The organism is Pollutimonas sp. M17 (genome assembly GCF_025836975.1).
Lineage (GTDB): Bacteria > Pseudomonadota > Gammaproteobacteria > Burkholderiales > Burkholderiaceae_B.
The window spans coordinates 3,133,690-3,158,238 of sequence record NZ_CP107548.1 but is presented as its reverse complement, the minus strand read 5'-3'; the positions used below and the strand labels follow the sequence as shown (position 1 = coordinate 3,158,238).

Sequence of the window (24,549 nt, the reverse complement as noted above, 5' to 3'; positions counted from 1 at the left end):
TGTGGCGGCGAGCCGTCAGCCAGCCGTGTTCTCGTGGCTCATCCAGCTATGCAGGCCCGCGACCCAAGTCTGCGCCGGTAGACCTAGCGTTGCCTGTATCTCCGCGGCGCGCGCATAAAGATCGTCAAAATCCACCGACGGCGGCTGCTTGAATGCGATCGCCACCATATTGCCGTCATGCACCTCCGGCAGCCAGGCCACCGCCTCGAAGGAGTTCCCTATCTTCTCGAAATGATGCAGGTGATCCGGCCAGTCGCAGTACAGATTCACGGTCATCATGCCCTGGACGGTCAGGCAATTGGCGCAGGCCGCATAGAAGGCGTCGGTGCTGAGCAGCGGGCCCTTCGCTTGGGCGTCGTACAAGTCGACTTGCAGGACATCGATTGACCGGCGGCGGGAAAAGTCCGTCACATAATCCAGGGCGTTCATGCTCAATATGCTCAGGCGTTCGTCGTCGGGCGGTAGCGCGAAGCGGCTGCGGCAGATATCGATGACGCCCGGATCGAGCTCGACCGCGGTGACCCGGGCCGAGGCCAGTCGGTGATAGCAGAACTTGGTCAGCGCAGCGGCGCCCAGGCCAAGCTGGACAATATGCGAGGCGTCGCCGCGAAACAGCAGCCACATCATCATTTGCTGTACGTATTCCAGCTCGATGTCGTTCGGCTGGTCGACGCGCATGGCGCCCTGCACGGCGGACGAGCCGAAATGCAGGGTGCGCACGCCATCGCTTTCCAGGATGTTCAGCATGGTGGCAATAGTGTGGTGGGGGAACGGCATTATCGCCAATCCTACGGTCGGCGTTGTATTGACCGAGGGAGGTAAGAGAACGAGGACACGCTTTGCGCTAATTCCGCCCTTCAACATAGCGGGCAAAGTTATCAAGAATGGCCTGCCACCCCGCCTGCTGTTCATCGTTGGAATGGCTGGATTCCGCGACGAAGGAAACCTTTACGTGGACGCCTTCAGAGTTCTCGGAAAACTCGACTTTGGCGGCGCGATCCCCAAAGGAATATTCGATAAGGCGATGTGGAACGATGGCGGTGTAGGTGCCGGCAAAGTCGAACCCGAAGCTGCCATCCTTGGCTTCCATGCGGGACGAAAAGGCCCCATCCACCCGAAGGTCGACGCTGGCTTCGGTGGTGTGCCAGTCGTCGGATGCGGCATTCCACTGGACGATATCGCTGGGTGTGGTGTAGGCCTGCCATACTTTTTCAATGGGGGCGCGAACGTTTGTCTCGACGATGATTTGCATGATGCTTTCTCCGATTCAAGGGTTGCTGACGGCATATTCGCCGTGGTTATACGGTGAATATTGGGGTTTCAGCGCAAGACCTTAAGTGAAGTTAGCAGAAAATGAAAAGGCCGTCTCTGTAACGACCCAGCAGAATCGAATGTTAGTCGAGTAGCCTGATGTCATCCGGCAAGCCCGAGCAAATGCCGCATATCAGTGGCGTTCGTGAGAGCGCCACCGTCCCAACCATATTTATAGAAGAACTCTTCTAATTTGCGGCGATATTTCTATCTTTGATAAGCTGCCCCCAGCGTTTCGACTCGGCAGCGATGAAATGACGTAGCTCCTCTTGAGTAGAAGGCGCTGGCGTCATGCCATGTCGCGATAACTCGCTGCGTGTTTTCGGGTCTTTCAGTACCGCGACCATGTTTTTATTAAGCGTCTTCTGGATGTCTTTGGGTGTTTCCGCCGGCGCCATGAACGTGTACCAATTCAAGGCTACAGCCCCTGGGTAGCCGGATTCTTTCAAGGTCGGCACGTCAGGTAAAAGCTCGGAGCGCTCGTCCCCGGTTGTCGCCAGGGCAATCAGTTTTCCGGACTTAATGTACGGTTGGGCGGAGCTGGGTGTGGCGTAGTAAGCTGATACCCGTCCGGACACCAAGTCCAGCATGGCTTGCGAGCCGCCTTTGTATGGGACATGCAAAATATCCAGGCCGGCACTGTTGTTAAGCAGCTCGCCGGCAAGGTGCGCCGCGGATCCCGCACCCGTAGAGGCATAACTCAAAGGCTGCTTTTTGGCCAAATCGATAAATTCCTTCAGGTTCTTTACGCCGACACTTGGGCTGACCACCAGCACATTCGGAAAAATGACCGCCATCGTAAGCGGTGCCAGGTCCTTTTGAGGATCGTACGTTATTTTCGACAGATGCGGCGCAATGACCAGTGGGCCGATGGCCCCCAGCAACAAGGTCTTGCCATCGGGCTTGGCGGAAGCCACATACTGATGGCCGACCAAGCCTCCTACGCCGGGCTTGTTTTCAACAATATACGACTGGCCTGTCAGCGTGCTCAATCCCTCTGCCATTATCCTGGTCACCGTATCGGTTCCGCCACCCGGGGCATACGGGCATACGATGCGAGTGGGGTTTGAATTCGCACGCACGATTTGCGGGGCAGCTGCGACGATGCCGCCCGCGCAAGCGGAAAGAATAAAATTTCGACGATTGATTTTCATTGGTTTCTCCTCCTGTAGTACTGGATACTCGGTCTCTTCCACAAGCCTTTCACCCCGCCTGATTGCTCTTCACGCTCAACAAGCTGGTCAGCTCAGACAGGGACTGCATGTCGTCCATATTCAGAACCAGATCGGCAATCTTGCTTTGGGTTTTCTGCGTCAGTACATGCTGAGTGTTAGTGATGAATTTTTTCTTCACCTCTTCGTCGGAAACGGGGCACTCGGGGCTTCCTCGCCTGGACCAGATATCATGCGTCAGCTCCTGGCCCGATTTCGTCATGACCTTCATCTTTACCGCATGCCGGGCGGCGGGGCCTTTATCATCGATTTCCTTGTCTTCGTATGGACGAATCCGGGGAATGAACGCCAGCACATCTGAATCGGCGATGGTGTCTTCCGCATAATCGTGAGGTGTGACGTCCCCGCGTATGGCCATCACCGCAAGCCCGTAGAACAAATTCATTTGAGCTGCGGTCACGCCGCTGGGCGCGTAAGGCCATGCCGTGTGCACATAGGTCATGTGTCCGCATCCGACGTCGATACGCTCGATATCATCAGCGGCAAGCTTGTGTTGATGCATCAACTGCTTTAACGCATCGAGCGAGGTATGAATGCTGGTGACGTTGGGGTACATCTTGTACCCCACCTTGGCGGACTCCCAGTCCGAGCCCAGCCCGTCAAGCAAGCGGTCAAGGTTATAGGTTCGCCCGAAGGCGCTGAGGAAGCCCCCGTAATCAGCTTCCAATATATTTTCTATGCCGGTGAACCCCTTGCTGGCCAAGGACACGGCCAGCATTCCCGACTCGGCCGCCCTGCCGGCATGAAACCGTTTGACCATGGCCCCTTCCTGCGCCGCCATCAAACCCGCGCCCATGGATCCGGCGATTCCTATCGCGTGCAGCATGGCCTGCGGGTCAAGCTCGAGCAGTCTTCCCGCGGTGCCGGCCGCTACAAAAGCACCCGTGGTTCCTTGGGGGTGAAAGCCATTAAGAAACAGCGCGGTCGTTGCCGCATTTCCCACCCTGGCGCCCAATTCGGTTCCGGCAATCAGCGCCGTCAATACATCCTTGCCGCTGATGGATGGACGCGACTCGGCTAGGGCCAAAGCGACCGGAACGGAAAGCGAATTGGGATGGAGCACCGATTCTTTATGGATGTCGTCCATCTCGAAGGAGTGGCCGGCCGTCGCGTTGACCAATGCCGCTTGAGGCGGTGTGGCGCGAAACCCGGTTCCCCATATCGTTGCGGACGCCGCGCCGCCTTGCTCGACCATGGTTTCGGCAACGATGCGCGTCCAGGGCAACTGAGAGCCATAAATGGCGACGCCTATGCCGTCCAGCACATGAAGCTTGGTGTCGGAAACGACGGCTGAAGGTATCTGATCGAACGTAAGCGACGAAGTAAATTCAGCCAGTATCGACGTTAGCGGTTTAGCGGAATCAGTAGTTTGCATTGAGCCACCCCATGGAATTTGGAAATGAGTTTAGGGTTGCTCAGAGTGCTTGTCCAATATATTAAAATTGCAGTTTTAATACTTATTTTGTATCGAATGGACTTACGCCATCTACGCTATTTCATCATTACGGCGGAAGAGCTTCATTTCACGCGCGCTGCGGAAAGAATCGGCATCGCTCAGCCTCCGTTGACGTTTCAAATCAAATCGCTTGAGAATGAGCTGGGCGTCAAGCTGTTCGACCGATCTCCGGGCAGAGTCAATTTAACGGCGGCGGGAGAGGTGCTTCTGCATGATGCGCGGTCCATCATGAATCAGGTGGAAGTGGCCACGGCACGTTGCAAGCTGGCGGCACAGGGCGTGATAGGCCGTTTAGCGGTGGGCTTTACAGAGTCCGCATCGTTCACCCATGAAGTGCCGCTGATCTTGCAGCGCTTTCGAAAGCAGTATCCCGAAGTTGGAATCCTGTTGGAAGAGCATCGAAGCGAAGCGCTGATCAAGCTTTTATGCCAGGGGCTGATCGATGTGGCATTCGTGCGCTTGCCGATTGGCCGCGAGCCCAATATCAAGTTCAAGCTTATCTCTACCGAAGAGATGGTCGTGGCGGTTCCCAAGCATCACAAATTTGCGAAGAAAAGAGCGGTCCAATTAAAAGACCTGAAAGAGGAGTATTTTATTTTGTACCCTCGGGCAACTCGCCTGGGGCTTTCAGATGAATTCATTTCCGCATGCGAAAAAGAGGGCTTCAGTCCGCGCGTGGTCCAGATCGCCCCCCAAATCTCTTCGACCATCAATCTGGTTGCAGGGGCGCTGGGAATTACCGTCGTGCCGGCCAGCATGCGGACCAGTCGCGCGGATCAGGTCAGATATATTTCCATCAGCGATTCAAATTTACAGGCCAGCTTGGGCGTTGCCTGGCGCGACGATTGCAAGACGCCGGCCTTGCAGAATTTGTTGGCGGTGATTGAACAGGCGATGTGAGGGGCACCGGCGCTGCACTCAGATCATTCGACAAAATACGGGCGCCAGCGCGCGCGCGAACGTACGATGTGTTCCTCCATGGCCGCACGCGCACCGGCGGAGTCGGCTGCCGCCATCGCACTGATAATCTTGGCGTGCTCCTCGACGGCGCCTTCTGTGGCCGCGGCATGGTATCTCAGGCGAAACAAGTGCGAGTGGGCATAAGAACGCGCCAAGGCCTCGGCCACCAAAAGGTTGCCGCTTTGCGTGGCGATCAGAGCGTGGAACTTGGCGTCATGCAGCGCGAACTTGCCGTAAGCCCGGTCTGCATCGTTGGGTTCGGGCTCGGTCATGGCGAGTGCCAGTTCAGCCAGTTCATCGCGGGCCGCTACGCTCAGCTTCTGGCAGGCCTGCTCGGCGGCATAGGGTTCGAGCAATAGACGCAAATCATAGATCTGTTCGAATTTTTCCCGCGAAGGCATCGGGGCAGCGCTGTAACCCACGTTATGGGTCTTGACGACCAGTCCTTCGTTTTCCAGGCGTATCAGTGCCGCGCGAATCGGCGTCTGCGAAACCCCGAGTTCGCGCACCAGCGCGTCCACGGAAATTCGCGCATTCGGCGGAATCCGCAAGGCAACGAGTTGCGACAACAGCGTTTCATAGACCTCGTCGCCCAACGACGTTCGGCGGGCAATACTTAGCGGCTTATCGGGCTCTGCGGCTCGGGCAAAGCGGCCCGCCTTGATCGCGTTGGACATGAATCGACTCCTTCAAAATTGCTTGACGCGGGCACTCCAGGACTGTAGAGTTGCCGATATGATTTCCGATCTGATCGTACATTGGACGGCCGCGAAGCTCAAGTTTAGTTGTGGTTTTTACAGGTATTTTCCTCTAAACAGGCCGTCCTGATTCTTGCTTATTGTTCGATCTGCTGTACCCCCTTGTGTGTTTTACCCGCAGCACCTGTTGTTTATAAAGATACACCGGTCTTGGGCAGCCATGCTGGCTTATGACGGGTAGTTCCAACAAAAAACAATGACCAGCCCACCGGACGCGGCGCTGGCACAGGAAAGGAGGAGAAGCTTTGGATTTCTTGGCCATGAATTTCCAAGTGCTGTTTGCCGGTCTTGCGCTTGGATCGATCTATTCCCTTGTTGCCCTCGGATTCGTGCTGATCATTCGCGCGACCAACGTGGTCAATTTCGCGCAAGGCGATTTTGCGATGCTGGGCGGTTTTGCCATGGTGGCCTTCATGAGCGCCGGCCTTCCCTACTGGCTGAGCATCATCATGGCGCTAGTGGTCATGGGGGTGATCGGCATGATCTTCAACCTGGGGGTCTATTACCCCTTGCGTCACCGCTCCTTTCTGCCGGTCATCATCAGCACACTGGGCGCGTCGATCTTCATGCAGAACACGGTGCTTTACTTCTTCGGGCCGCAACCCAAGCCCATGCAGCGCGTGTTCAGCACGCAAGGCATTGAAGTGGGCGGCGTGTTCATGGATACGCAGTACCTGGTGATACTGGCCGTCACCGCCATTGCGGTGGCCTTTCAGTACTTCCTGTTCGAACATACGCTGCTGGGCAAGAAGCTGCAGGCCACCTCGCAGGACAAGGACATGGCGCGCCTGGTTGGCATCCCGGTCGCGGGCATGATCGCCTTTACGTTCATCTACAGCGCCACGCTGGGCGGCATCGCCGGCATACTGGTTTCGCCCGTCTTGTTCGTCTCCATCGGAATGGGGGCCATCATCGCGCTCAAGGCGTTCGCGGCCACCATCATCGGCGGCTTCGGCGACATAACGGGGGCCATCGTCGGTGGGCTGCTTCTGGGCGTCGTGGAAAGCTTCGGTGCCGCCTACATTTCGGTTCCCTATAAAGACGCCTTTGCCTTTCTGCTGCTGTTCATCTTCCTGCTTGTCAGGCCGCAAGGGATCTTCGGCGAAAAAATCTCGGAGAAAGCATGAAAGATACGCATTCTACCGATGCCGCCACCATGGCCGCCTCGCAATCGGCCACGACTCGCCCCGCATTGAGCACCGGCGCCAAAATCGTGTTCTTCATCGTGCTGGGCTTGTTGGTGGCCATAGCGCCGCTATTCCTGAACCTGAGTCCCTACGTATTGAATATCTTCATGCAGGCCGCGACCTATTCCGTCGCCGTGCTGGGCATGACGATCGTGCTGGGCTATGCCGGACAGATCAATCTGGCCCAGGCTACCTTCTTCGGGCTGGGCGCTTATGCCGTCGCCATCGGAACGGTAGTGCTAGGCTTGAATTTCTGGATCGCCTTGCTCATGGGTATCGGGATGGCCGTTGTAGCGGGTTTCGTGCTGGGACTGACCACGCTGCGCCTGGGCGGCCATTACCTGGCCATGATCACCATCAGCTTTCAAATTATCTTCGATCTGGTCCTGGTGAACTGGTCGCAGGTCACCCAAGGCCCGGATGGCGTGGCCGGCATTGGGCGGCCGTCGCTGTTCGGTTTCGAACTGATCGATGACCGCTACTATCTTTTGCTGTGCATGGCCATATTGTACGCAGCGATTTTCATGGTTTGGTGGCTGCCGCAAACCCGCACCGGGCGTGGTATGCGCGCCGTGCGCGAGAACGAGCTGGCCGCCGAAGTCAGCGGCATCAACACCCTGCGTGTCAAGGTCATCGCCTTCACCATGGGGGCGGGACTGGCCGGCGTAGGCGGCGCGTTCTACGCTGCCGGCTTTGCCTACATCAGCCCGGATAACTTCAACTTCATGCGCTCCATTGAATTCCTGACGATGGTATTGCTGGGCGGGGCGCAATCGGCTTTTGGCGGCGTGCTAGGGACCAGTCTACTTATTCTGCTGCCCGAATGGTTGCGTTTCCTGAAAGAGGTGTACCTGGCGGTATACGGCCTGGCGGTCATACTGATCATGGTGTTTCTACCGGCAGGTATCTGGGGTTTGTTGCGAGCACCGTTCGATCGGCACCGGAAGCGCTCGGCCATCGACACGGATGCCATCGCAGCGCTGGACCTGACCGTGCCAATACACGACCAATCGCCCATCCTGCAGATCAATGACGTGCGCAAGTACTTCGGCGGCGTCAAGGCCGTGGACGGCGTATCGGTGCAAGTGGCGCGCGGCACGGTGCACGCCCTGATCGGACCCAACGGATCGGGTAAGACCACGACGCTCAATGTGCTCAATGGAATCTATAGCGCTACGAGTGGCAACGTGATCTTCGACGGTACTGACATCACCGGCATGTCTCCTCATGAGCGTGCCGGACTGGGCATAGGGCGCACATTCCAGAATATTCGACTGTTCCCCACGATGTCGGTGGTCGAAAACGTGATGATAGGCGCACAGCGGGCCAACAATCCTATCGAGCCGGGCCGCGAGGCCTTACGGCAGCGAGCGTTGTCGGCACTCAAGTTCGTCGAAATGGCCGACAAGGCCGAATTGATCGTGCAGAACCTGCCCTACGGCCATCAGCGCTTGATCGAGATCGCGCGCGCCCTGGCCGGCCACCCCCGCTTCCTGCTGCTGGATGAGCCTGCGGCCGGCTTGAACCAGACAGAGAAAAAAGAACTGGGCGATCTCCTTAAACGCCTGAGTGGTCATGGCCTGACGATTTTCCTGATCGAACATGACATTGGCCTGATCGAGCAGATATCAGACACCATCACCGTCTTGAACTTTGGCAAGAAAATTGCGGAAGGCACGCCTCAGGAAGTCCTGCGTCACCCCGATGTCATCACCGCCTATCTGGGAGAGCCTGCGCATGCCGCTACTTGAACTTAAAAACGTCCATAGCGCCTACGGCAATGTGCAGGCGCTTAAGGGCATATCCCTTCATGTCGAAGCAGGCGAAATCGTCACCTTGCTGGGCGCCAATGGTGCCGGCAAGAGTACAACCTTGCGCAGCATCTCGGGCCTTACCGCTGTCAACGATGGCGACATCCTGTTCGAAGGAAAGTCGCTCAAGCGTATCAAGGCCGAACACATCGTACGCCAAGGCATTGCGCACGTGCCCGAGGGCAGACGCATCTTCGCGGGCCTGACCGTCAAAGAGAACATCATGATAGGCACCTCCGGCAGGGGCCGCTTGTCCCGACGACAGATGGAGGCGGAGGTCGAGGAGATGTACGAAATTTTCCCCGACCTCAAGCGCCTGACCGGTGCGCTGGGCTGGAGCCTGTCTGGCGGGCAGCAGCAAATGCTGGCTCTTGCCCGTGGACTGATGTCCAGACCGAAGCTGCTCCTTCTGGATGAACCCTCGCTGGGTCTGGCGCCCATCATCGTACAGCAGCTTTTTGCCACCATCCGCAACATACGCAGCCACGGCACGACGGTATTGCTGGTGGAACAGAATGCCAATATGGCGCTATCGGTGGCGGATCGGGGCTATGTGCTGGCGACGGGCAACCTTATCGTGGAAGGCACACCCGCACAACTGCAAGGCAACGAGGAAGTGCAGGCCGCTTATCTGGGGGGCGGCAAGTAAACCGTAGAGCCCTATACCTTGGCGGCGTAGCGCAGCCATCCAGGCACGGCCCATTTGATGATCCGAAGGACGAACATTCATGGAAAAGATTGCAATCGTTGGGGCTGGACTTATTGGGTGTGCATGGGCGTCGGTATTTTCACGGGCAGGTCACCCCGTCGTGCTGTACGACGGGGTGGCCTCGGCGCTGGAGGCAGCGCTGCCCGCCATAGAGGCCAACCTGGCATCGCAGCGTAAGGCCGGACTCATCAGCGAAGACACAAAGCAGATCATGCAGCGTGTGAGCGTCAATGCCGACCTGAAAGAGGCATTGCGCGGCGCGTCGCTGGTACAGGAAAACATTCGCGAAGCGGTCGATGCAAAGCAAGCCATCTTTGCCCTGATGGACGAAGCCGCCGCCCCCGATGCGATACTGGCCAGCTCCACCTCCGGCATACCCGCTTCCAGCTATACCGAAAATCTGAAGGGCCGCGCTCGCTGCCTGGTGGCGCACCCAATCAATCCGCCCTCGCTGGTGCCCTTGGTGGAGCTGGTGCCCGCGCCATGGACGGACGCCGCGGTCATGGAGCGCGCCCGAATCCTCTACGAAAAAGCAGGCCAGGTGCCCATCATGGTGCACCGGGAAATCCAGGGCTTTATCGTCAATCGGCTGCAGGGGGCCCTGTTGGCCGAGGCATTCCGTCTGGTGGAAGACGGCTATGTCGACAGTGCCGATGTCGACAAGGCCGTCAAGGATGGCCTGGGGCTGCGCTGGGCATTCATGGGCCCGTTCGAGACCATCGACTTGAATGCGCCAGGCGGGATCCGCGATTATTGCAAGCGCTACGGGCCGCTATATCTGGACATTGCCCGTCAGGCCCAGCCGCGTGAATGGAGCGAAACGCTGCTTTCCAGGCTGGAAGACGAACGACAACGGGAATTGCCGGCCGCGCAACGGCCGGCACGTCAGCAGTGGCGTGACGAGCGATTGACCGACTTGATCGCTCATAAGCGTCGCACCTCATAAAAATGACTCTAGGAGATACAAATGAAATCACGGTTGGCTTCAATCTGCGCAATCGCGTCCCTGGCCATGATGTCATCCTATGCCCAGGCCGCAGACCCAATCAAGATCGGGATGGTGACTGAAAGCACCGGCGCCAATGCCGAGGCAGGCGTCTATCAAAACAACGGCGCCAAGATGGCGGTCGAAGAGATCAACAAGGCAGGCGGAGTGCTGGGGCGTCAGCTTGAACTGCTTATTGAAGACAACGGCAGTACGAATCCCGGTTCGATATTGGCCTTGTCCAAGCTGACCAGCCGCGGCGACATCACGGCCCTGATCGGCACAGTGCGCAGCACCCAGGTGCAGGCGATGTCGCCCACCGTCAAGAAAACAGGCCTTCCCATGATGGTCGGCGGCACCGACGTGGGCCTGACCCACAGCGGCAACCCCTGGATCTTCCGGGCCCGGCCCAACGATGGGTACTCGGCCAAAGTGATCGCATCTTTTGGCGTGGATACCTTGAAGCTGAAAAAGTGGGCCATCGTGCATTCCACGGACGCGTTCGGGAATGGCGGCGCCAAGGCCTTGACGGCCGCGCTCAAAGAGCACGGCCTGGAGCCTGTCACCGTGCAAGGCTTCACCAGCAACTCGCAGGATTTCACCCCTATCGTGCTGGCCATCAAAAAATCCGGGGCGGATGTCGTATCGACCTATATCGCCAACTCCACCGACGTGGGCATCTTCGCCAAGCAACTGCGTCAATTGGGCCTGGACATTGCATGGGTAGGATCACCCTCGATTTCCACCGACACGGCGATGAAGCTGGCACAGAACGCCTTGTACGGCACCTATTCGATTGCCGATTATGCGGTGGGCTCCAGCCCCGAAACACAGGCCTATGCCGATCGCTACAAAGCCGCATATAACATGGAACCCGACCTGTATTCGGCGTGGGCGTACGATTCAATCCAGATTCTGGCCCTGGCCATGAAGAACGCCAGCAGCACCGAGCCGGAGGCTGTACAAAAAGCCATTCGGGCCATCAAGGACTACAAGGGCGTGGAAGGCACCTACACCTATGACGAGAACGGCGACGGACTGCATGGGTATAACATCGTCAAGAATGAAGAGGGGAACATCAAGTTTGTGAAACACATCGACTTTGCGCCGGGGAAATAGCGGATATTCTGCCTTCTCTCTATCACGTTCGCGATTCATCACCGTTCGTCACGGATGATTGGGATTCGGGTGAGTTGTCGAGTAAAGGGTGGATGGCTTGCCGTTCCAGCTCTCAAGTGAAACGAGATGCTCCGGCCTATTGGGCCGGAGCAGGGCAGGTCTCCCAAGTATCTTTGTGTCAACGCCCGTCGCGATCCCGATAATCGACCGGCACGAAAGTGAAACCACCGCCCGTTTCCGCCCGGATATGACCCAGGCCAGGAAAAGGTAGGTGGGCACCCGCTACCAGCTCACGCTGCGAGGCGGCGATAGCGAACTGCTTCTTGCGTTCCGCTGCAGCCTCCTTGGGCGACACATCGTAAACGATAGTGATCCTGGGCTTGGGAAACTGCACCGACGCAACATGAACGATGTCGCCGATGAATTCGATGGCCTCGCCTTTGCTTTCGATCCGATAGAAACTATGACCGGGCGTATGGCCGGGTGTAGGGATTGCCGTTATGCCGGGGTATAACTGCGTAACACCACTGAAGGGCGCGACCTTGCCCGCTTTGGCATAAGGCCCTACCGTCTTCACAGCTTCTTCAAAATATTTTTTGTCGTAGCCGCCAACCCCATGAATGTTTGCCGGGTCAAGGAACAAGTCTACATCGGGCTTGCCCGCATGGATGGTTGCATTGGGGAAAACCAACTGACCCTCGCTGGTCAGGCCGCCGCTGTGGTCGGTGTGGATGTGAGTGAGCAGGACATCATCGATTTGTGCGGGCGAATAGCCCGCTGCCTTCAAATTACCAATCAGCTTGCCGCCATTGCCGGGACCAAAAAGCGAACCCGAGCCGGTATCAACCAACAAAAGTCGTGTACCCGTGTCGATCAGATAAGCATTGATTGATGCCTCAACCGGGTTGGACAGAAACGAATGCCGGAGTAACCCATCTATTTCATTGGGAGAGGTATTGGTCAGCAAAGTATGCAGATCCTGAGGTACCGTCCCATCGGACAGCGCAGTCACTTGAATGTCACCTACCCGGTAACGGTAAACGCCGGGGGCCTGTGCACGAGCTTGTGCGGCGGCGTGCATCGGCATCACCTGAGTATCAGCGGCGGCATTGACCGTTGAAGGAAGCAACCCAGCCATCAATAGCGAGACCGCCATTACACTAGGGATAAAAAAACTGTTAACTCGCATATATCGTTCCATAATCCAAGACTTACAAGCACATTCGAGTGCGACTGCCCGGATCGCAAAACGCGCCGAGTTCAGTCAAGGATCCACTCTAAACTTACGCGGCCATTGATAGTGAGTTACCTTTCCCTATACGAGGTATATAGAATATGAATATCCGGCGGTCGGATCTGCCTTTGCTTATCTCCCTGGACGTTCTTCTTGAAGAGCGAAATGTCACTCGAGCCGCCAAGCGCCTGAACATTAGCCAGCCCGCCCTATCAACTCAGCTTGGTCGCTTAAGAGATATCTTTGGCGACCCGCTCTTGGTGCCGTCCGAAGAGGGGCGAGGGATGGCACCCACTGAACGCGGCTTGGCAATTCAGTCGCGTCTGCACCAGGCATTGCTGGACCTTCAAGGAGCAGTTGTGTCGCCTGACGATTTCCAGCCGCACAATACCCAGCGCGACTTCGTAGTGGCTGTGAACGACAATGTCTTCGCTTTGGTGGGACTGTCGGTTGTGCAATCCGTTTTGGCACTGCGGGCGCCAGGCATACGCTTGAGCTTCATCGCACCGGTAGAAGCCAACCTTACCTATAGAATGGAACGAGGTGAAATCGATCTGTATGTAGGACTTGCACAACAAATACCCGAAGCCTTAAAGGCCAGATTCTTGTTGAGGGACGAGTTTCGGCTGGCGCAACGCAAGGCCCACCCTCGAGGAAAAAGTCCCCCCAATATCGAGGAGTACTGCGATCTTGCGCATGTGATGGTTTCCAAGGAAGGCAAGTTCAGAAGCAGCGTGGACGAGTCGCTGGAAGCCATGAACCGGAAACGCCGTGTGGCGCTGACTGTCTCTGGCTACAACCAGATACCTCTCGTGCTGGACCATACCGACTGCGTGGCAACGCTACCGAGCAGACTGCTGCAACGCTATGCGTCCAGTCTGGATGTTCTACCGCTACCTTTCCATCTGCCCGCTTTTGACGTGGCGATGGCATGGCACCCCAGGTCGCATGGAGACCCGGGGCATCAATGGCTGCGCGAGCATTTTATTCTTGCGGCTGATCAGGCTTCAGTTTGACGACGCCCGTGTGTTTTCGTACACGCCTGTTGTAAGCAAAGCTGTGGCTACCCTGCAGTCCTACGCTGCTCGACAGCTTCCTTCAACGCAAGTACTGCTGCTTGGGGAGCACTTAGCACAGGCGTCTTGGTCGCGGCGCTCGCGTCGGACAACGCCGTCGAGGTCGAGAAATGCGCCAGCATGATGACGTCGCATGCCTCCAATTGCGGCAAGGCTTGCACGACCAGTCGATTGTGCATCGCGGTGTCTCCCGCGCGCGCCGCCACCATGGCCTCGGGTACACATACGGTTTCGAGAGTCGCTTTTATGCCATCCGCTTCCGCCTGGCGATGGAAAGCGGCGACCATCGAGTCGGCCGCTGGCGGGAATGTGGCCAGCAGCCCGATGCGGCGTCCCGCTTGCAGTGCGGCGGAAAACATCGCTTCGTCAGGCTTTAACACGGGTATCGGCAAGGCCCGGGCAGTGTCCTCGATGGCATTAGCAAAGGCTGAGCAGGTAAATAGAATTCCGTCCGCGCCCGCAGACAGGCCCAGATCGGCGAGCCCCCGTATGCGGCCGCGAATGTGGTCAGTCAGGTGCCCCGCTTGCTCCAGGTCACCTGGAAGGCCGTCGTCGATGAGATGGTGAAGGCTGGCTTGCGGCCACAATGAGCCGAACGCCTTGGTGACAGGATCGATCGCCGCGTAGACGGCATGGATGAGGGCGATGCGTGTCATGTCTGGTCTCCTGCTATTGACACTATAAATTGGTTTATTTGTACCACAATATGAAATAAGTACAATTTATGGTTCTGGCCCGCCCATAGACCAGCCCCCATTGTATGATGACGTGATTAAGGAGCTAACGGCCGCATTTCACGCATCGTGGTAGTGCCTTTGTGCAAAGCGCATCATTGCGAGGCGTACTGTTCTTGCGGCCTGGTTTGACTATGCCAATGAAAACGGCCCAACTTCCCCATAACATCAGTGCTCTCGTTCCGTCCCTGGCCAACCAGATTGTCGCCATGATTCGGCGAGAAGGTTTCGAGGCTGGCTACCGGCTAACGGAGCAGCGCCTTGTCGATGAGCTTGGGGTATCGCGCTCACCGGTGCGCAAAGCGCTGCAGTTTTTGGAGACAGCCGGCGTTGTCCGTTCCGAGCCGAACAAGGGGTTCCAGGTCGCAAAATCTTTCGCCGAGTTGGGTGCTTTGGCGGTACCGGAACGAGAGGACTCCGACGAAACTCTCTACATGGCGATCGTCGAGGATCGATTGGCGGGAAAGCTCGGCGGGGAGATTGCGGAAGTCGATCTGATGCAGCGCTACGACGCCAATCGGCAGAGGATTCAGCGCATTCTTCATCGCATGTCTCGCGAGGGCATGATCGAACGCAAGCCTGGACGTGGCTGGATGTTCCAGTACGTGCTGAATACGCCGGAGTCTTACCGCGAGACCTATCGTTTTCGCATGATCATTGAGCCCGCGGCACTGCTTGAACCCGGGTATTCGGTCAATTTGGCAGAACTGGACAAGTGCTATCGCGAACAGATGGAGCTGCTGTCCGGCGGCATTGAGAAATGGGCTCGATCAGAGTTGTTCAGGCCAGGCGTCCATCTGCACGAAACCATCATCGAAGGCGCGCACAATCATCTTTTGCTGGATGCGCTAAAAAAGGTAAACCAGTTGCGCCGATTGGTGGAGTATCGGTCAAAGTTTGATCATGATCACATGACGCGCCAATGTACAGAGCACTTGACGCTCATCGACCTGCTGCGTCGTGGCGAGCGCATGGAAGCCTCTCACTTTTTACGAGAGCATCTTAATGGCGCCAAACAAAGGAAGGCGCCGGACTGACCTTGGTTAAGCAATGAAAAACGGGTGATGACTGGGCCTGTCATGGCCTGCGTTCATCTCTCGCTATGGTTAAACACCATGCAAACCGGGCTACCGCATGAAGTCACCTGATTTGTCAGGCTTAGCCTGCCCGAGTCCGGGTCTACAGAAAACGCGACGATGCTGTCGCTACCTTCGTTGAGCGCGTAAAGCGTCTTTTCATCGGGTGACAGCGTAAAAAAGCGTGGCGTGCGGCCTCCACTGGGTATGGTCTCAAGGAAATGTGGAACTCCCGAAGCGTCGAGCTGGAACAATGCAATGCTGTCATTCCCCCTGTTGGATGCATACAAGCGTGTGCCGTCGCGGTTGATCTGAATTCCCGCTGCCCTGTTGTTTCCGGTAAAGTTGGACGAGAGGGTCGAGAAAATGGAGGTCGGCGTGAGCATTCCTGAAGCATCGTCGAACGCATAAGACGTTATCGTGCTGTCCAGTTCATTCACCACGTAGGCATGACGTCCTACTGGATGAAATACGGCAGTTCTCGGCCCGGCTCCCTCTCGCGCCTGCGTGTATGGCTGTTGGGCCGGGCGCAGCTCGCCGTCGTCGAATCGAAAGCTGAACACGCGGTCGACGCCCTTGTCGGGAACGATGACAAACCTGCCGGATGGATCGAACAAGTTGAAGTGCGGCTTTGCAAACGGCTGCTCAATCCGATGAGGCCCGGGATCGCCGAAAGTCCTGGCCGATGCGTGGACTTCCCCTAGCCGCCCGTCGGCCAGGATGGGCAGGACTATGACTTTGCCGGCCAGGTGTACGGAAACCACAAGCCATCGCTCTTGTGCATCCAAGGCCAGATGCACAGGGTTCTTTCCTGTAAATCGGACTGTATTCAACAATTCCAGCCGACCATTGGCTTGCACCATGAAGGAGCTTGCTTCTTGCTGATCGCCATGGGTGGCGTACAGCCGGTCGCCCAAGCGATTCAGGGCGAGATAGGATGGATTTGCCGGGCCTCCTGAAAATATCTGGATCTGCTCCAGGCGTCCATCGGACTGGACATCGAAGACGCTGATGCCTTCGCCGCGCGCGTTTCTTTCCCTGGTGGTACGCGACCCTACATAGGCGAACATGTTGCCTGTCTCCTTTTTTGATATCGAACATGCCTGCCTGATCACGGACTTGGCATGAAAAACGCCGGTTGTTTCTTGCCGGGATGGATTTTGCCTTTTCTTTGTTCATCGATTCGTGATTTAATTGTACTATGTTATGTATTAGGTACAATAAATCGACGACTTAAAGCCGCCTACCCACACTGCGATGACACTAGACAAACGGAGACAACATGCGAAACCTCACACGTCGAGCAGCACTTGCCCTGATGGGATCGTCAGCCATTGCCACGCTGCTTCCCGCCAGGGCCGAAACGCGCTGGCCTAGCCGAGCCGTCACCATCATTGTGGGTTACCCGCCAGGAGGCGGGGCGGATCTTATGGCCAGGCTTGTTGGCCCCGAGATGTCCGCATCGCTTGGCCAATCGGTCATTACCGACAACAGGCCGGGAGTGGCAGGGCAAATCGCCGCATCGGCAGTGGCGCGCAGCGCGCCAGATGGATACACCGTCCTGATCGATGCGTCCTCGTTCGCCATCAATTTGGCCTTGTATCCTAAGCTGCCGTATTCGAGCCGCTCTTTCGAAACTGTCGGCGTGATTGCGCGCGTTCCCCTCGTTTTGGTCGTACACCCGGCGTTTCCGGCAAAAAGCGTTGCCGAACTGATCAAGGTCGCGAAGGCCAAACCACAAACCATGTTCTACGCCTCTTCGGGGGCTGGTTCCCTGATGCACATTGCCACCTCCATGTTCATGAAATCCAGCGGCATTACCATGACTCACGTGCCTTACCGAGGCGCGGGCCCGGCATTTGTCGATGTCATCGCGGGGCAGGTGCCTGTGTACCTTTGCAATGCCGCCGCGGCGTTGCCCCATGTCAAGGCGGGCAAGCTGCGTGCCTTGGCCGTGACCAGCGCCGAGCGTTCGGCAGCGTTTCCCGATGTTCCTACCCTGGCGGAATCAGGCATCAAGGGGGTGGAAGTTTACGAATGGAATGGCATGCATGCGCCAGCCGGTACGCCGGCCGACGTCCTGGACCGCATTTCGGCGGCTTTACAGCGGGCGGTATCCGACCCTGATGTGCGCCAAAGGCTGGCCAGCGTAGCGGCAGTGCCGTTCTCGGGCGGGCGTGCCGACGCGGCGCGTTTCGTAGATGCCGAGATAGAGCGGTTCTCCAAAGCGATCAAGGCATTGGATATCAAGGTGCAAGCATGAAGCTTTGCGCCCATCTGGGATACCAGTTCACCGAGTATCAGGGCCTGGAGCGGTTGAAGATGGCTGCCAACGCCGGATTCGAAGCGGTCGAGTGGCCCGCCATCTACGGCTTCGATGCACACGAACTGGCGGCCCGGACGCGCGAGCTTGGCCTGCGTTGGGTACAGGTCACTCTGCCCACGGGCGATGGCGCCAAAGGCGAAAAGGGCCTTGCAGCACTGCCGGGCAGGCAGGACGAATACTTGCGTGGCCTTGAGTCGGCCGTGCTGTATGCCAAAGCGCTTGGCGCCACTATGATTCATCCCATGGCGGGTGCCGGCGTCTCCTTGTCCGATGCGGCGACCATGGATGTCTACTTGCGCAACCTTGAGCTTGCATTGGAAATGGCGAGCGCAAATGGATTGAGCGTCTTGATCGAAGTGATTAGCGCGGCCACCGTGCCAGGGTACGCAATGTGCACTTACGACTTGGCTGCACAAGTCAGAGAGAGACTGCCAGAGGTCCGGCTGTTGCTCGATGCTTACCATGCGCAAATTCTTACGGGAGACCCGCCGTCACTTGTGCGAAATTGGGCGGGCCGTGTCGGGCATGTACAGATCGCCGATGCTCCGGGCCGCAATGAGCCAGGGACCGGCCACATTGATTTTGGCGCCTTCTTCGGCGCTCTTAAAGAATCCGGCTATGACGGCTGGGTCGGTTGCGAATACAAGCCGCTGGGGCGAACACATGATGGCCTGCCACGGCTGGACGCCTTGCGTCCTCTTCTTTAACTTAGATGATCAAAGTACACCATGAGCGCGCACATTCTCGTCAATTCCCATGCCCTGGAACACTTTGTGCATGATGTCTACGCCGATGCCGGATTGTCCGATACGGACGCGGCACTCATAGCGAAGTCGCTGGTACAGGCTGACTTATGGAATCATCAATCGCATGGGGTGCTGCGTATGCCATGGTATTGGGAGCGATTGAGGCGCGGTTCGATGAGTCAATCTACGCGTATCGAGGTGGTTCGAAGCAAGGGTGCCGTTGCGGTGCTCGATGCCCAGGACGGAGTCGGGCAGGTTGTCGCCAAGCACGCCATGGACCTGGCGATTGAAAAGGCCAAGGCGCATGGTGTCGCAGCGGTGACCGTCCGGAACTCCAACCATTTCGGCACACTGATGTACTACACCCGCATGGCGACGGAAGCCGGATGCATTGCTTTCCTGACCAGCAATGGAGGGCCTGCGATGGCGCCTTGGGGTGGAGCGAAGCGAAAGATCATCGGCACTAACCCATGGTCCATCGCAGCACCGGCTGCCGGCCGGCCTCCCATCATGCTGGATATGGCCAACACGGGAGTCGCCCGAGGCAAGATTTACCTGGCCAGGCAACGCCGTGAACCGATTCCATTGGGTTGGGCCCTGGATGCGGATGGCGCACCGACAACAGACCCCGAGGCGGCTATCAATGGCATCATTCTGCCGATGGCGCATCATAAAGGCTACGCCATTGCGGCGTTGATGGACGTTCTGGCCGGCGTCCTGTCGGGAGCGCAGTTTCTTAGTGGGGTTAACGGCCCCTATCACTATGACAAGCGCAGTGGGGTGGGGCATTTCCTGACGGTCTACGACATCGAGGCATTTATGGATCGCGCAGAGTTCGACGCACGCATGGAGCGCTTCATCACCGAAATCAAAGCCCAGCCTCTGGCCCAGGGGTTTGATGAAATCTTTTATCCCGGAGAGATGGAGGCCCTTGCGGCTGAACGGCATTTGCGTGAGGGGTTGCGCTTGCCTGAGGATACATGGAGTGATTTAGCTGAAGTTGCTCGTGAGGTTGGGTTGATGGGGGTGTTGGATAAGTGTCAGGGTGCTACATCGGGGCGGGCGGTTGAGTGATTTTGTCTGTTTTGTTGGATGGTTGATACTTCTTTGTTGGCTGCTTGCGGATACCAGTACAGGCTGATATTCCGCTAGCAGCTATTTGAAGATCAGCCAGTTTTCAATTCGGATTCCGTTTGCTAGGTATCGGGGAAAAGCCGGACGCTTCCGTGTTCTAGCTTTCGGCGTTATAAGTTGCGCGGTAGCTAGTTAGCCCTTGAGTGCTATAAACGGTCTGGTGTAGGCATAATCCATATTCTTCAGCGGTTGATCTATGGGTAGCTGAATATGGCGACCGTTGGTTTCGATGATTTTTTCGTTAATATTTGTCAAGTACCTAACGATTGATTGATAAATAAAAAAGTAGATTAGGTGAGTGCTAGGGTACAAGCCGGGGTACAAGTTTGCGATGGCTTATACAAGACGCGGCGAAACAGCTCTTACATCAACCGATGGGTTATTACCTAATATCCGATTCCGACGGGCTTATGGCTTTTGGATTAGCAACAATAGAACCTTGACTATCTACGTGTGAGGTAGTCGCTCGATGGCACCGTCTGGATATCCACCATCTTCCAGGTCGAAGATCCGGGAACCACGCCGGAGAAAACGCAGGCCAGGACGTTCCGGAGGATACCGAGCCAATGGCGGATAAGCCTGTCGATGGCGAGATGCTGGCCCCGAACATGCTGGAAGCGTTCACGGTGGGGATTAGAAGCTCACGAAGGGAATTCTTAATCCAATATGCCAGGCCACACTTATGCCAGTTGTGCATTTCAGAGGTTCTCGTAATCAGCTCCTCTAGACTGGGGGGGGGAGTCGTAGGGCGTCGAATCACAACTGGCAAAGGCATGGGCGAATCAACACCGACAACAATGGCCTCGCCTTGCCCCAATGTTGGGAGAAATGCCGCAGCGGACGCATCCAAATTTCCACAAGCCTTCTCGACAACATTCCTGTCGCGGCCATTGATTAATCTATGTACGATGAACATACCCATTTGGCTCAGCACATCCTCTGGAATATCGCGAGGCCGTTGCGTTGCTAGTACACAAGTAAAACTGTATTTTCGGCCTTCCTTTGCAATCAGACCGAAGGCGTCAAGCGGTGTCTTTGAAAACTCGTCACCGATGTTTTTCAAGGGCGGCGCGCATTTTGCGCTTGCGGCCTGGCGGCCGTCTGCGACTCTGTGATTGCGTCCGCCGCGCCGTGCCCCTTCGGTTCTCGGGCAATTCCGCCCAGCAACCGGAGAAGGTCATGAACGACAAATCCCACGTTTCATAGGAGCGGCGCGTATGCCTGGCGTGCGGCAGCCCGTATGACACGGGCAACATTTTGCTGGACAAGCGTCTGCGCCAGAGTATGGTGCGCCACACAGTCACGGGCTGGGGCCTGTGCCCCGAACACGGGCGTATGTTCGAGGAGGGTTTCATCGCCCTGGTCGAATGCGGCCCGCAGCGTAGCGGCGTGCCGTCCTTGGGCAGGATCGATCCTGAGCAAGCGTATCGCACAGGCTGGTTGGCACACCTGAGGCGCGAAGTGTTTGCCAAAGTCTTCAATGTACCGATTTCGGCTCAACAACCATTCGTTTTCGTCGAACCCGAGGTAATCGACCACTTGCAGGCAATGATCGAACCGGCTGCGGACTGAAGCGCTGAATCCGTCTTGCGCGCCGCCTCGCGATCGCGGGCGCGGCGCGCTTCCTGCTCAGGGCAAAGGCAGAAGCTCCGGGAGCAGGAATGACACCATCGGCTGCCTGCCTGTCTCGGTTCCATCACCTCCTTGATCTCGGGTTTGTCGAGAGCAAGCGACTCACGTGGAACGGGTCTCGCCTGCGCCCGCCGCTTGGCGGGCCGAAGGCGGTGGTCGATCTCATGCTGCAACGGGGAGTTTCCTGTTTCCATGCCTATCTCCGTGCCATGTTTGCAGGCGCTGTGCATGTAGCCGACTCCGCAGGCACCAGGAAGTCGTGGGTCCTTCTTGGCCGCAGGCGCCTGGGCCTGAGTGCATCCAGCGTCTTGGACTCGGCCATCAGCAGGTCATAGAAATCTTCGGCCCGCACGGCTCTCTCGTCATCGGCCCTGATGCGCACCAAGTGCAGCCCGGCGAGCCCGAAAAGCATATTCTTCATCTCGTCGCGCGCAATGGCCTCTTCGGTATCATGGTGCAGGGAGTCCAGTTCGATGCCAGCCACCGGGTCTTCGTCAGTGGTGCACAGCAGGACATCCACCTGCGCCAACCAGGCGTATTTGCGGACTCGCGCGGGAACGGTTGCTTCAAGCTTGCCGATGTCGATGAAGTTCTTCAACGGCATGTTGGGGTAGGCTTGCAGCGACGGGAAGAACTGGCGGACTGCGTGCAGGAACTCACGCTCCTGCTGGCTGGCGCAGGCGTTGCGGCGGAAGTCGAATGCGTCGGCTGCCGCCCAGGAGCCAAATGTGAAGGTGTTGACGACCGCGATTCGCTTCATCTCTGTCACGGCCAGCGGCTGGCCGCTTGGTGCCGAGGGGGGTGACCACTGCACCGCCTTCGGACGGACATCCTCCCCGGTGACCAAGGGGGGCACTGGAGCATCCGTCGCTGGCTCCGCCTCGCGGATCGCGCCGTTGATGCGCGAGTTGATGGCGACCAGCAGGTCATCCTCGACGAGTACCAGCCTGCCGGAGCGCACCATGCGGTAGAGCCGAACTAGGGTGGCGGGCAGCAGGCGTTCTTCCTGGAATGCAGTGCGCAGCAGTGGCGGGAACACGCGTTGGGTCAAGGCTGTGACCTCTGGCTCGCCCAGGTGTTGTTGGCGGTAGGCGTCCAAGGCGGTCAGAAAGCCGTCAATGTCGCGCGCTTCAAGGAGAGTGCGCAGGTTTTCGGCGGTCGGCGTCATTGTGCCGCTCCTTTACGTTCGTAGCGCACAAGGAGTGCGTGCGCAAACGCCCACGGCCACATTTTTACTCCCTGCACTTCCGGCAGCAGATTCTTGGTTGAGATGAGGTGCGGTGACACCGCCACATACAGCCGCATGCCCAGGGCTTGCGCAGACATGCGAAACTCCTGGGCATCGTTGGCGTACACAAGGTACGGCAGTTCGTTTTCCAGGGGCAGCCCCCCGGCGGCGGCCATCTTTTGCATCTGCAGCCCGCTGGCGAACTCGTTGACGGCCTCATGTAGGTTGGCTGCGGTTTGAGCGTCCAGGTCCTGCGGCGTGACGTAGCGCACGACGTCCACCCGTGGCAATAGGCTGGAGAGCAGCTTGTCATCCGTGACAGGCGCCATTTCGGCCAGCGTTGGCCAAGCAAACACCTTGTTTGGCTCTTCGACCTCCAGATCCTTTAGCATCTGCATCACAAAGCCCACTGGCAGGTCAGCTTTCATCGGCAGCGGCTCGGAGCCGAACTTCTCAATGTAGCCTTCCCAGGTCAGGCCGGCCTCATTCAGGATATGCAGCAACCGATGCAGGTTGATACGCCACGTCTCCGGCACCTCTCCCAGATAGTCGACGTGCTTGGTCATGTCGTGGTAGCGGAAGCCGCCGTCATGGATGCGCCGAGCGAGCCTGTAGCGACGCAGCAGCCGCTCACAATCCGAGATACTGAGTTGACGGCTGATGTGGCCTGGCACGAATTCGCTAGGCTTTAGTGTGTCGAGCGCCCACACATAGCGCGCGCCATTGACGAACCACGCGCCCACCCCCTCTTGTGGGATGCGCACATCGATAGATGCTGGCTTGCGCTCAGTCCGGTCGTGGCGCAGCGACAGCTCCAACTGGTGCCAGCAGGTCAACTCGTCGCCACGAGCGATTTCGTAGCCGCTGTGTGGATCGTCTTCATCCGGCTCTCGCAGCAGCACCAGTTCCGAATTCACGACGTCGCCGGCGGTCACGGCGTTGACGTCGCCCGCCCGGTCGTGAGAATTGGCGCACAGGTAAAGCGTGGCATAGCCGTCCAGCACGGCCTTGCTGGTCTCCTCTAGGTGTCGGCGTAGCTTCTCTAGCGCGGCCGGCGCTTCGGTGAGCCAGTCTGGGTTATCGTCAGCTACCGGTGTGACACCGCCCACCGGCCACAGCTCGTTGCGGCCTGGGCCCGCGCTTCCACCTCGCTTGGGCACGGGAACCGTGAAACGCAGCGAGCGGCCCGTAAAGTTCATCGTCAGCACGCCTAATGGCAACTCGCCACGGGTATACAGCTTGTCGGCCCAAGCGCGCAGTGCTACCGCAAGCTCGCTCCAGGACGCAAACTCGAACTGCTGTATCTGCGTACCGCTATCAAACACCTCGAAACGCAGGCGCGCAACGGTTGGCTCGTCGTCAGTGTGCCAACTGGCATGACCGTTTAGCCGGGCTGCAGCATGCAGGGCATTCACATGCTTGAGCGCGATGCGCCGCTCTTGCAGCTCCTTGCGCAGTCGTTTGGCAAGTGTCTTGTGATCCTCGCGCGGGTCGACGTGCAGCGATCGGACGAGTTCGAGCGCTTGATCAAAAGTGAATCGTGGTGCGCGGGCCTGGAGAAAAGTCCAGAGTGCACCGGCGCGTGCTTCGTCGGTCAGGGGGGCCGCCGAAGCAGCGGAATAGGGAGGGGTTGTGGCCGAGGCGGCCGATGAACCTGAAGTAGGCGTTACCATGGATTGAGCTCCGTCATGGAAAGCACAAAGAAGAACGGCACGCGTTGTTCGGCTTTCCGGGAGTCAATACCAAGCCGGGAAAAAGACTGGGGTACTTCAAGCTGGTTTTGCCAGGTCGGACAGGTGTCCAGTGCGTGCACTGACGGGAGCAACTCACCCGCG

General features: G+C 57.7%; 23 protein-coding genes. 12 read left to right on the top strand and 11 right to left on the bottom strand.

The window, feature by feature from the left end; translation table 11 throughout:
* Positions 1 to 15 precede the first annotated feature (15 nt).
* The 4 genes from OEG81_RS14885 to OEG81_RS14870 all read right to left on the bottom strand — a co-directional run bounded on the left by OEG81_RS14885 (position 16) and on the right by OEG81_RS14870 (position 3,918).
* Positions 16 to 777, bottom strand: coding sequence for a spermidine synthase (locus OEG81_RS14885; protein ID WP_264130057.1), 762 nt, complete (start codon positions 775 to 777; stop codon positions 16 to 18).
* A gap of 67 nt (positions 778 to 844) precedes the next feature.
* A complete protein-coding gene (locus OEG81_RS14880) occupies positions 845 to 1,252 on the bottom strand; it encodes an SRPBCC family protein (protein WP_264130056.1) in 408 nt (135 codons plus the stop codon).
* A 247-nt stretch (positions 1,253 to 1,499) separates the two neighbouring features.
* Positions 1,500 to 2,465 carry a Bug family tripartite tricarboxylate transporter substrate binding protein gene (locus OEG81_RS14875; protein WP_264130055.1) on the bottom strand — a complete coding sequence of 322 codons (966 nt, stop codon included), beginning with the start codon at positions 2,463 to 2,465 and terminating at the stop codon, positions 1,500 to 1,502.
* Positions 2,466 to 2,514: 49 nt separating this feature from the next.
* Positions 2,515 to 3,918 carry an MmgE/PrpD family protein gene (locus OEG81_RS14870; protein WP_264130054.1) on the bottom strand — a complete coding sequence of 468 codons (1,404 nt, stop codon included), beginning with the start codon at positions 3,916 to 3,918 and terminating at the stop codon, positions 2,515 to 2,517.
* Between the two features lie 24 nt (positions 3,919 to 3,942).
* Between OEG81_RS14870 and OEG81_RS14865 the strand changes: the two genes are divergently transcribed.
* The gene (locus tag OEG81_RS14865; protein WP_264130053.1) at positions 3,943 to 4,899 is read left to right on the top strand and encodes a LysR family transcriptional regulator; all 957 of its coding nucleotides are present in this window, start codon (positions 3,943 to 3,945) and stop codon (positions 4,897 to 4,899) included.
* A 23-nt stretch (positions 4,900 to 4,922) separates the two neighbouring features.
* On the opposite strand, the gene OEG81_RS14860 is transcribed toward OEG81_RS14865, so the two are convergent.
* Positions 4,923 to 5,636 (bottom strand): GntR family transcriptional regulator, encoded by a 714-nt coding sequence (locus OEG81_RS14860; RefSeq protein WP_264130052.1) that lies wholly within the window; start codon positions 5,634 to 5,636, stop codon positions 4,923 to 4,925.
* Between the two features lie 341 nt (positions 5,637 to 5,977).
* On the opposite strand from OEG81_RS14860, the gene OEG81_RS14855 reads away from it, so the two are divergent.
* The 5 genes from OEG81_RS14855 (at position 5,978) to OEG81_RS14835 (ending at position 11,528) form a co-directional block, all read left to right on the top strand.
* Positions 5,978 to 6,844 (top strand): branched-chain amino acid ABC transporter permease, encoded by an 867-nt coding sequence (locus OEG81_RS14855; RefSeq protein ID WP_264130051.1) that lies wholly within the window; start codon positions 5,978 to 5,980, stop codon positions 6,842 to 6,844.
* Positions 6,841 to 8,655, top strand: a complete 1,815-nt coding sequence (locus OEG81_RS14850; RefSeq protein ID WP_264130050.1) for a branched-chain amino acid ABC transporter ATP-binding protein/permease — start codon at positions 6,841 to 6,843, stop codon at positions 8,653 to 8,655. Before OEG81_RS14855 ends, OEG81_RS14850 begins: the two co-directional genes overlap by 4 nt.
* Positions 8,642 to 9,364, top strand: coding sequence for an ABC transporter ATP-binding protein (locus OEG81_RS14845; RefSeq protein ID WP_264130049.1), 723 nt, complete (start codon positions 8,642 to 8,644; stop codon positions 9,362 to 9,364). The genes OEG81_RS14850 and OEG81_RS14845 overlap by 14 nt, the downstream gene beginning before the upstream one ends.
* A gap of 79 nt (positions 9,365 to 9,443) precedes the next feature.
* On the top strand, positions 9,444 to 10,370 hold the full coding sequence (locus tag OEG81_RS14840) for a 3-hydroxyacyl-CoA dehydrogenase (RefSeq protein ID WP_264130048.1): 927 nt from the start codon (positions 9,444 to 9,446) through the stop codon (positions 10,368 to 10,370).
* A gap of 21 nt (positions 10,371 to 10,391) precedes the next feature.
* A complete protein-coding gene (locus tag OEG81_RS14835; RefSeq protein WP_264130047.1) occupies positions 10,392 to 11,528 on the top strand; it encodes an ABC transporter substrate-binding protein in 1,137 nt (378 codons plus the stop codon).
* 178 nt (positions 11,529 to 11,706) lie between these two features.
* On the opposite strand, the gene OEG81_RS14830 is transcribed toward OEG81_RS14835, so the two are convergent.
* On the bottom strand, positions 11,707 to 12,717 hold the full coding sequence (locus OEG81_RS14830; RefSeq protein WP_264130046.1) for an MBL fold metallo-hydrolase: 1,011 nt from the start codon (positions 12,715 to 12,717) through the stop codon (positions 11,707 to 11,709).
* A gap of 173 nt (positions 12,718 to 12,890) precedes the next feature.
* Here OEG81_RS14830 and OEG81_RS14825 point away from each other — a divergent pair, with 173 nt between their 5' ends.
* Complete coding sequence (locus tag OEG81_RS14825; protein ID WP_264130045.1) at positions 12,891 to 13,778, top strand: LysR family transcriptional regulator; 888 nt, start codon at positions 12,891 to 12,893, stop codon at positions 13,776 to 13,778.
* Between the two features lie 47 nt (positions 13,779 to 13,825).
* Here OEG81_RS14825 and OEG81_RS14820 read toward each other — a convergent pair whose 3' ends face one another.
* On the bottom strand, positions 13,826 to 14,494 hold the full coding sequence (locus tag OEG81_RS14820) for an aspartate/glutamate racemase family protein (protein ID WP_264130043.1): 669 nt from the start codon (positions 14,492 to 14,494) through the stop codon (positions 13,826 to 13,828).
* A 218-nt stretch (positions 14,495 to 14,712) separates the two neighbouring features.
* Between OEG81_RS14820 and OEG81_RS14815 the strand changes: the two genes are divergently transcribed.
* The gene (locus tag OEG81_RS14815; protein ID WP_264130042.1) at positions 14,713 to 15,609 is read left to right on the top strand and encodes a GntR family transcriptional regulator; all 897 of its coding nucleotides are present in this window, start codon (positions 14,713 to 14,715) and stop codon (positions 15,607 to 15,609) included.
* 53 nt (positions 15,610 to 15,662) lie between these two features.
* Here the strand turns inward: OEG81_RS14815 and OEG81_RS14810 are convergent, their stop codons facing one another.
* Entirely contained in the window at positions 15,663 to 16,718 is a 1,056-nt protein-coding gene (locus OEG81_RS14810; RefSeq protein WP_264130041.1) for a lactonase family protein, read from the bottom strand.
* A gap of 212 nt (positions 16,719 to 16,930) precedes the next feature.
* Here OEG81_RS14810 and OEG81_RS14805 point away from each other — a divergent pair, with 212 nt between their 5' ends.
* Genes OEG81_RS14805 through OEG81_RS14795 form a run of 3 tightly spaced genes read left to right on the top strand, consistent with a single transcriptional unit; the run spans position 16,931 to position 19,794 of the window.
* Entirely contained in the window at positions 16,931 to 17,911 is a 981-nt protein-coding gene (locus OEG81_RS14805; protein WP_317135351.1) for a tripartite tricarboxylate transporter substrate binding protein, read from the top strand.
* Complete coding sequence (locus tag OEG81_RS14800; RefSeq protein WP_264130039.1) at positions 17,908 to 18,681, top strand: hydroxypyruvate isomerase family protein; 774 nt, start codon at positions 17,908 to 17,910, stop codon at positions 18,679 to 18,681. Before OEG81_RS14805 ends, OEG81_RS14800 begins: the two co-directional genes overlap by 4 nt.
* Before the next feature lie 21 nt (positions 18,682 to 18,702).
* Entirely contained in the window at positions 18,703 to 19,794 is a 1,092-nt protein-coding gene (locus tag OEG81_RS14795; protein ID WP_264130038.1) for an Ldh family oxidoreductase, read from the top strand.
* Between the two features lie 442 nt (positions 19,795 to 20,236).
* Here the strand turns inward: OEG81_RS14795 and OEG81_RS14790 are convergent, their stop codons facing one another.
* Positions 20,237 to 20,917: an ATP-binding protein gene (locus OEG81_RS14790; protein WP_264130037.1), complete on the bottom strand. Its 681-nt coding sequence runs from the start codon at positions 20,915 to 20,917 to the stop codon at positions 20,237 to 20,239.
* A gap of 158 nt (positions 20,918 to 21,075) precedes the next feature.
* Between OEG81_RS14790 and OEG81_RS14785 the strand changes: the two genes are divergently transcribed.
* Complete coding sequence (locus OEG81_RS14785) at positions 21,076 to 21,426, top strand: ATPase (RefSeq protein ID WP_264132611.1); 351 nt, start codon at positions 21,076 to 21,078, stop codon at positions 21,424 to 21,426.
* Positions 21,427 to 21,682: 256 nt separating this feature from the next.
* On the opposite strand, the gene OEG81_RS14780 is transcribed toward OEG81_RS14785, so the two are convergent.
* Together OEG81_RS14780 and OEG81_RS14775 are read right to left on the bottom strand one after the other, a co-directional pair.
* Positions 21,683 to 22,654, bottom strand: a complete 972-nt coding sequence (locus OEG81_RS14780; RefSeq protein ID WP_264130036.1) for a DUF2726 domain-containing protein — start codon at positions 22,652 to 22,654, stop codon at positions 21,683 to 21,685.
* Positions 22,651 to 24,387 carry a hypothetical protein gene (locus tag OEG81_RS14775; protein ID WP_264130035.1) on the bottom strand — a complete coding sequence of 579 codons (1,737 nt, stop codon included), beginning with the start codon at positions 24,385 to 24,387 and terminating at the stop codon, positions 22,651 to 22,653. The genes OEG81_RS14780 and OEG81_RS14775 overlap by 4 nt, the downstream gene beginning before the upstream one ends.
* Positions 24,388 to 24,549 lie beyond the last annotated feature (162 nt).

Bases quoted from the DNA above. Each gene is read 5' to 3' on its own strand.
- OEG81_RS14885 (WP_264130057.1), bottom strand. From the start codon at position 777: ATGCCGTTCCCCCACCACACTATTGCCACCATGCTGAACATCCTGGAA.
- OEG81_RS14880 (WP_264130056.1), bottom strand. From the start codon at position 1,252: ATGCAAATCATCGTCGAGACAAACGTTCGCGCCCCCATTGAAAAAGTA.
- OEG81_RS14875 (WP_264130055.1), bottom strand. From the start codon at position 2,465: ATGAAAATCAATCGTCGAAATTTTATTCTTTCCGCTTGCGCGGGCGGC.
- OEG81_RS14870 (WP_264130054.1), bottom strand. From the start codon at position 3,918: ATGCAAACTACTGATTCCGCTAAACCGCTAACGTCGATACTGGCTGAA.
- OEG81_RS14865 (WP_264130053.1), top strand. From the start codon at position 3,943: ATGAGTTTAGGGTTGCTCAGAGTGCTTGTCCAATATATTAAAATTGCA.
- OEG81_RS14860 (WP_264130052.1), bottom strand. From the start codon at position 5,636: ATGTCCAACGCGATCAAGGCGGGCCGCTTTGCCCGAGCCGCAGAGCCC.
- OEG81_RS14855 (WP_264130051.1), top strand. From the start codon at position 5,978: ATGAATTTCCAAGTGCTGTTTGCCGGTCTTGCGCTTGGATCGATCTAT.
- OEG81_RS14850 (WP_264130050.1), top strand. From the start codon at position 6,841: ATGAAAGATACGCATTCTACCGATGCCGCCACCATGGCCGCCTCGCAA.
- OEG81_RS14845 (WP_264130049.1), top strand. From the start codon at position 8,642: ATGCCGCTACTTGAACTTAAAAACGTCCATAGCGCCTACGGCAATGTG.
- OEG81_RS14840 (WP_264130048.1), top strand. From the start codon at position 9,444: ATGGAAAAGATTGCAATCGTTGGGGCTGGACTTATTGGGTGTGCATGG.
- OEG81_RS14835 (WP_264130047.1), top strand. From the start codon at position 10,392: ATGAAATCACGGTTGGCTTCAATCTGCGCAATCGCGTCCCTGGCCATG.
- OEG81_RS14830 (WP_264130046.1), bottom strand. From the start codon at position 12,717: ATGCGAGTTAACAGTTTTTTTATCCCTAGTGTAATGGCGGTCTCGCTA.
- OEG81_RS14820 (WP_264130043.1), bottom strand. From the start codon at position 14,494: ATGACACGCATCGCCCTCATCCATGCCGTCTACGCGGCGATCGATCCT.
- OEG81_RS14815 (WP_264130042.1), top strand. From the start codon at position 14,713: ATGAAAACGGCCCAACTTCCCCATAACATCAGTGCTCTCGTTCCGTCC.
- OEG81_RS14810 (WP_264130041.1), bottom strand. From the start codon at position 16,718: ATGTTCGCCTATGTAGGGTCGCGTACCACCAGGGAAAGAAACGCGCGC.
- OEG81_RS14805 (WP_317135351.1), top strand. From the start codon at position 16,931: ATGCGAAACCTCACACGTCGAGCAGCACTTGCCCTGATGGGATCGTCA.
- OEG81_RS14800 (WP_264130039.1), top strand. From the start codon at position 17,908: ATGAAGCTTTGCGCCCATCTGGGATACCAGTTCACCGAGTATCAGGGC.
- OEG81_RS14795 (WP_264130038.1), top strand. From the start codon at position 18,703: ATGAGCGCGCACATTCTCGTCAATTCCCATGCCCTGGAACACTTTGTG.
- OEG81_RS14780 (WP_264130036.1), bottom strand. From the start codon at position 22,654: ATGACGCCGACCGCCGAAAACCTGCGCACTCTCCTTGAAGCGCGCGAC.
- OEG81_RS14775 (WP_264130035.1), bottom strand. From the start codon at position 24,387: ATGGTAACGCCTACTTCAGGTTCATCGGCCGCCTCGGCCACAACCCCT.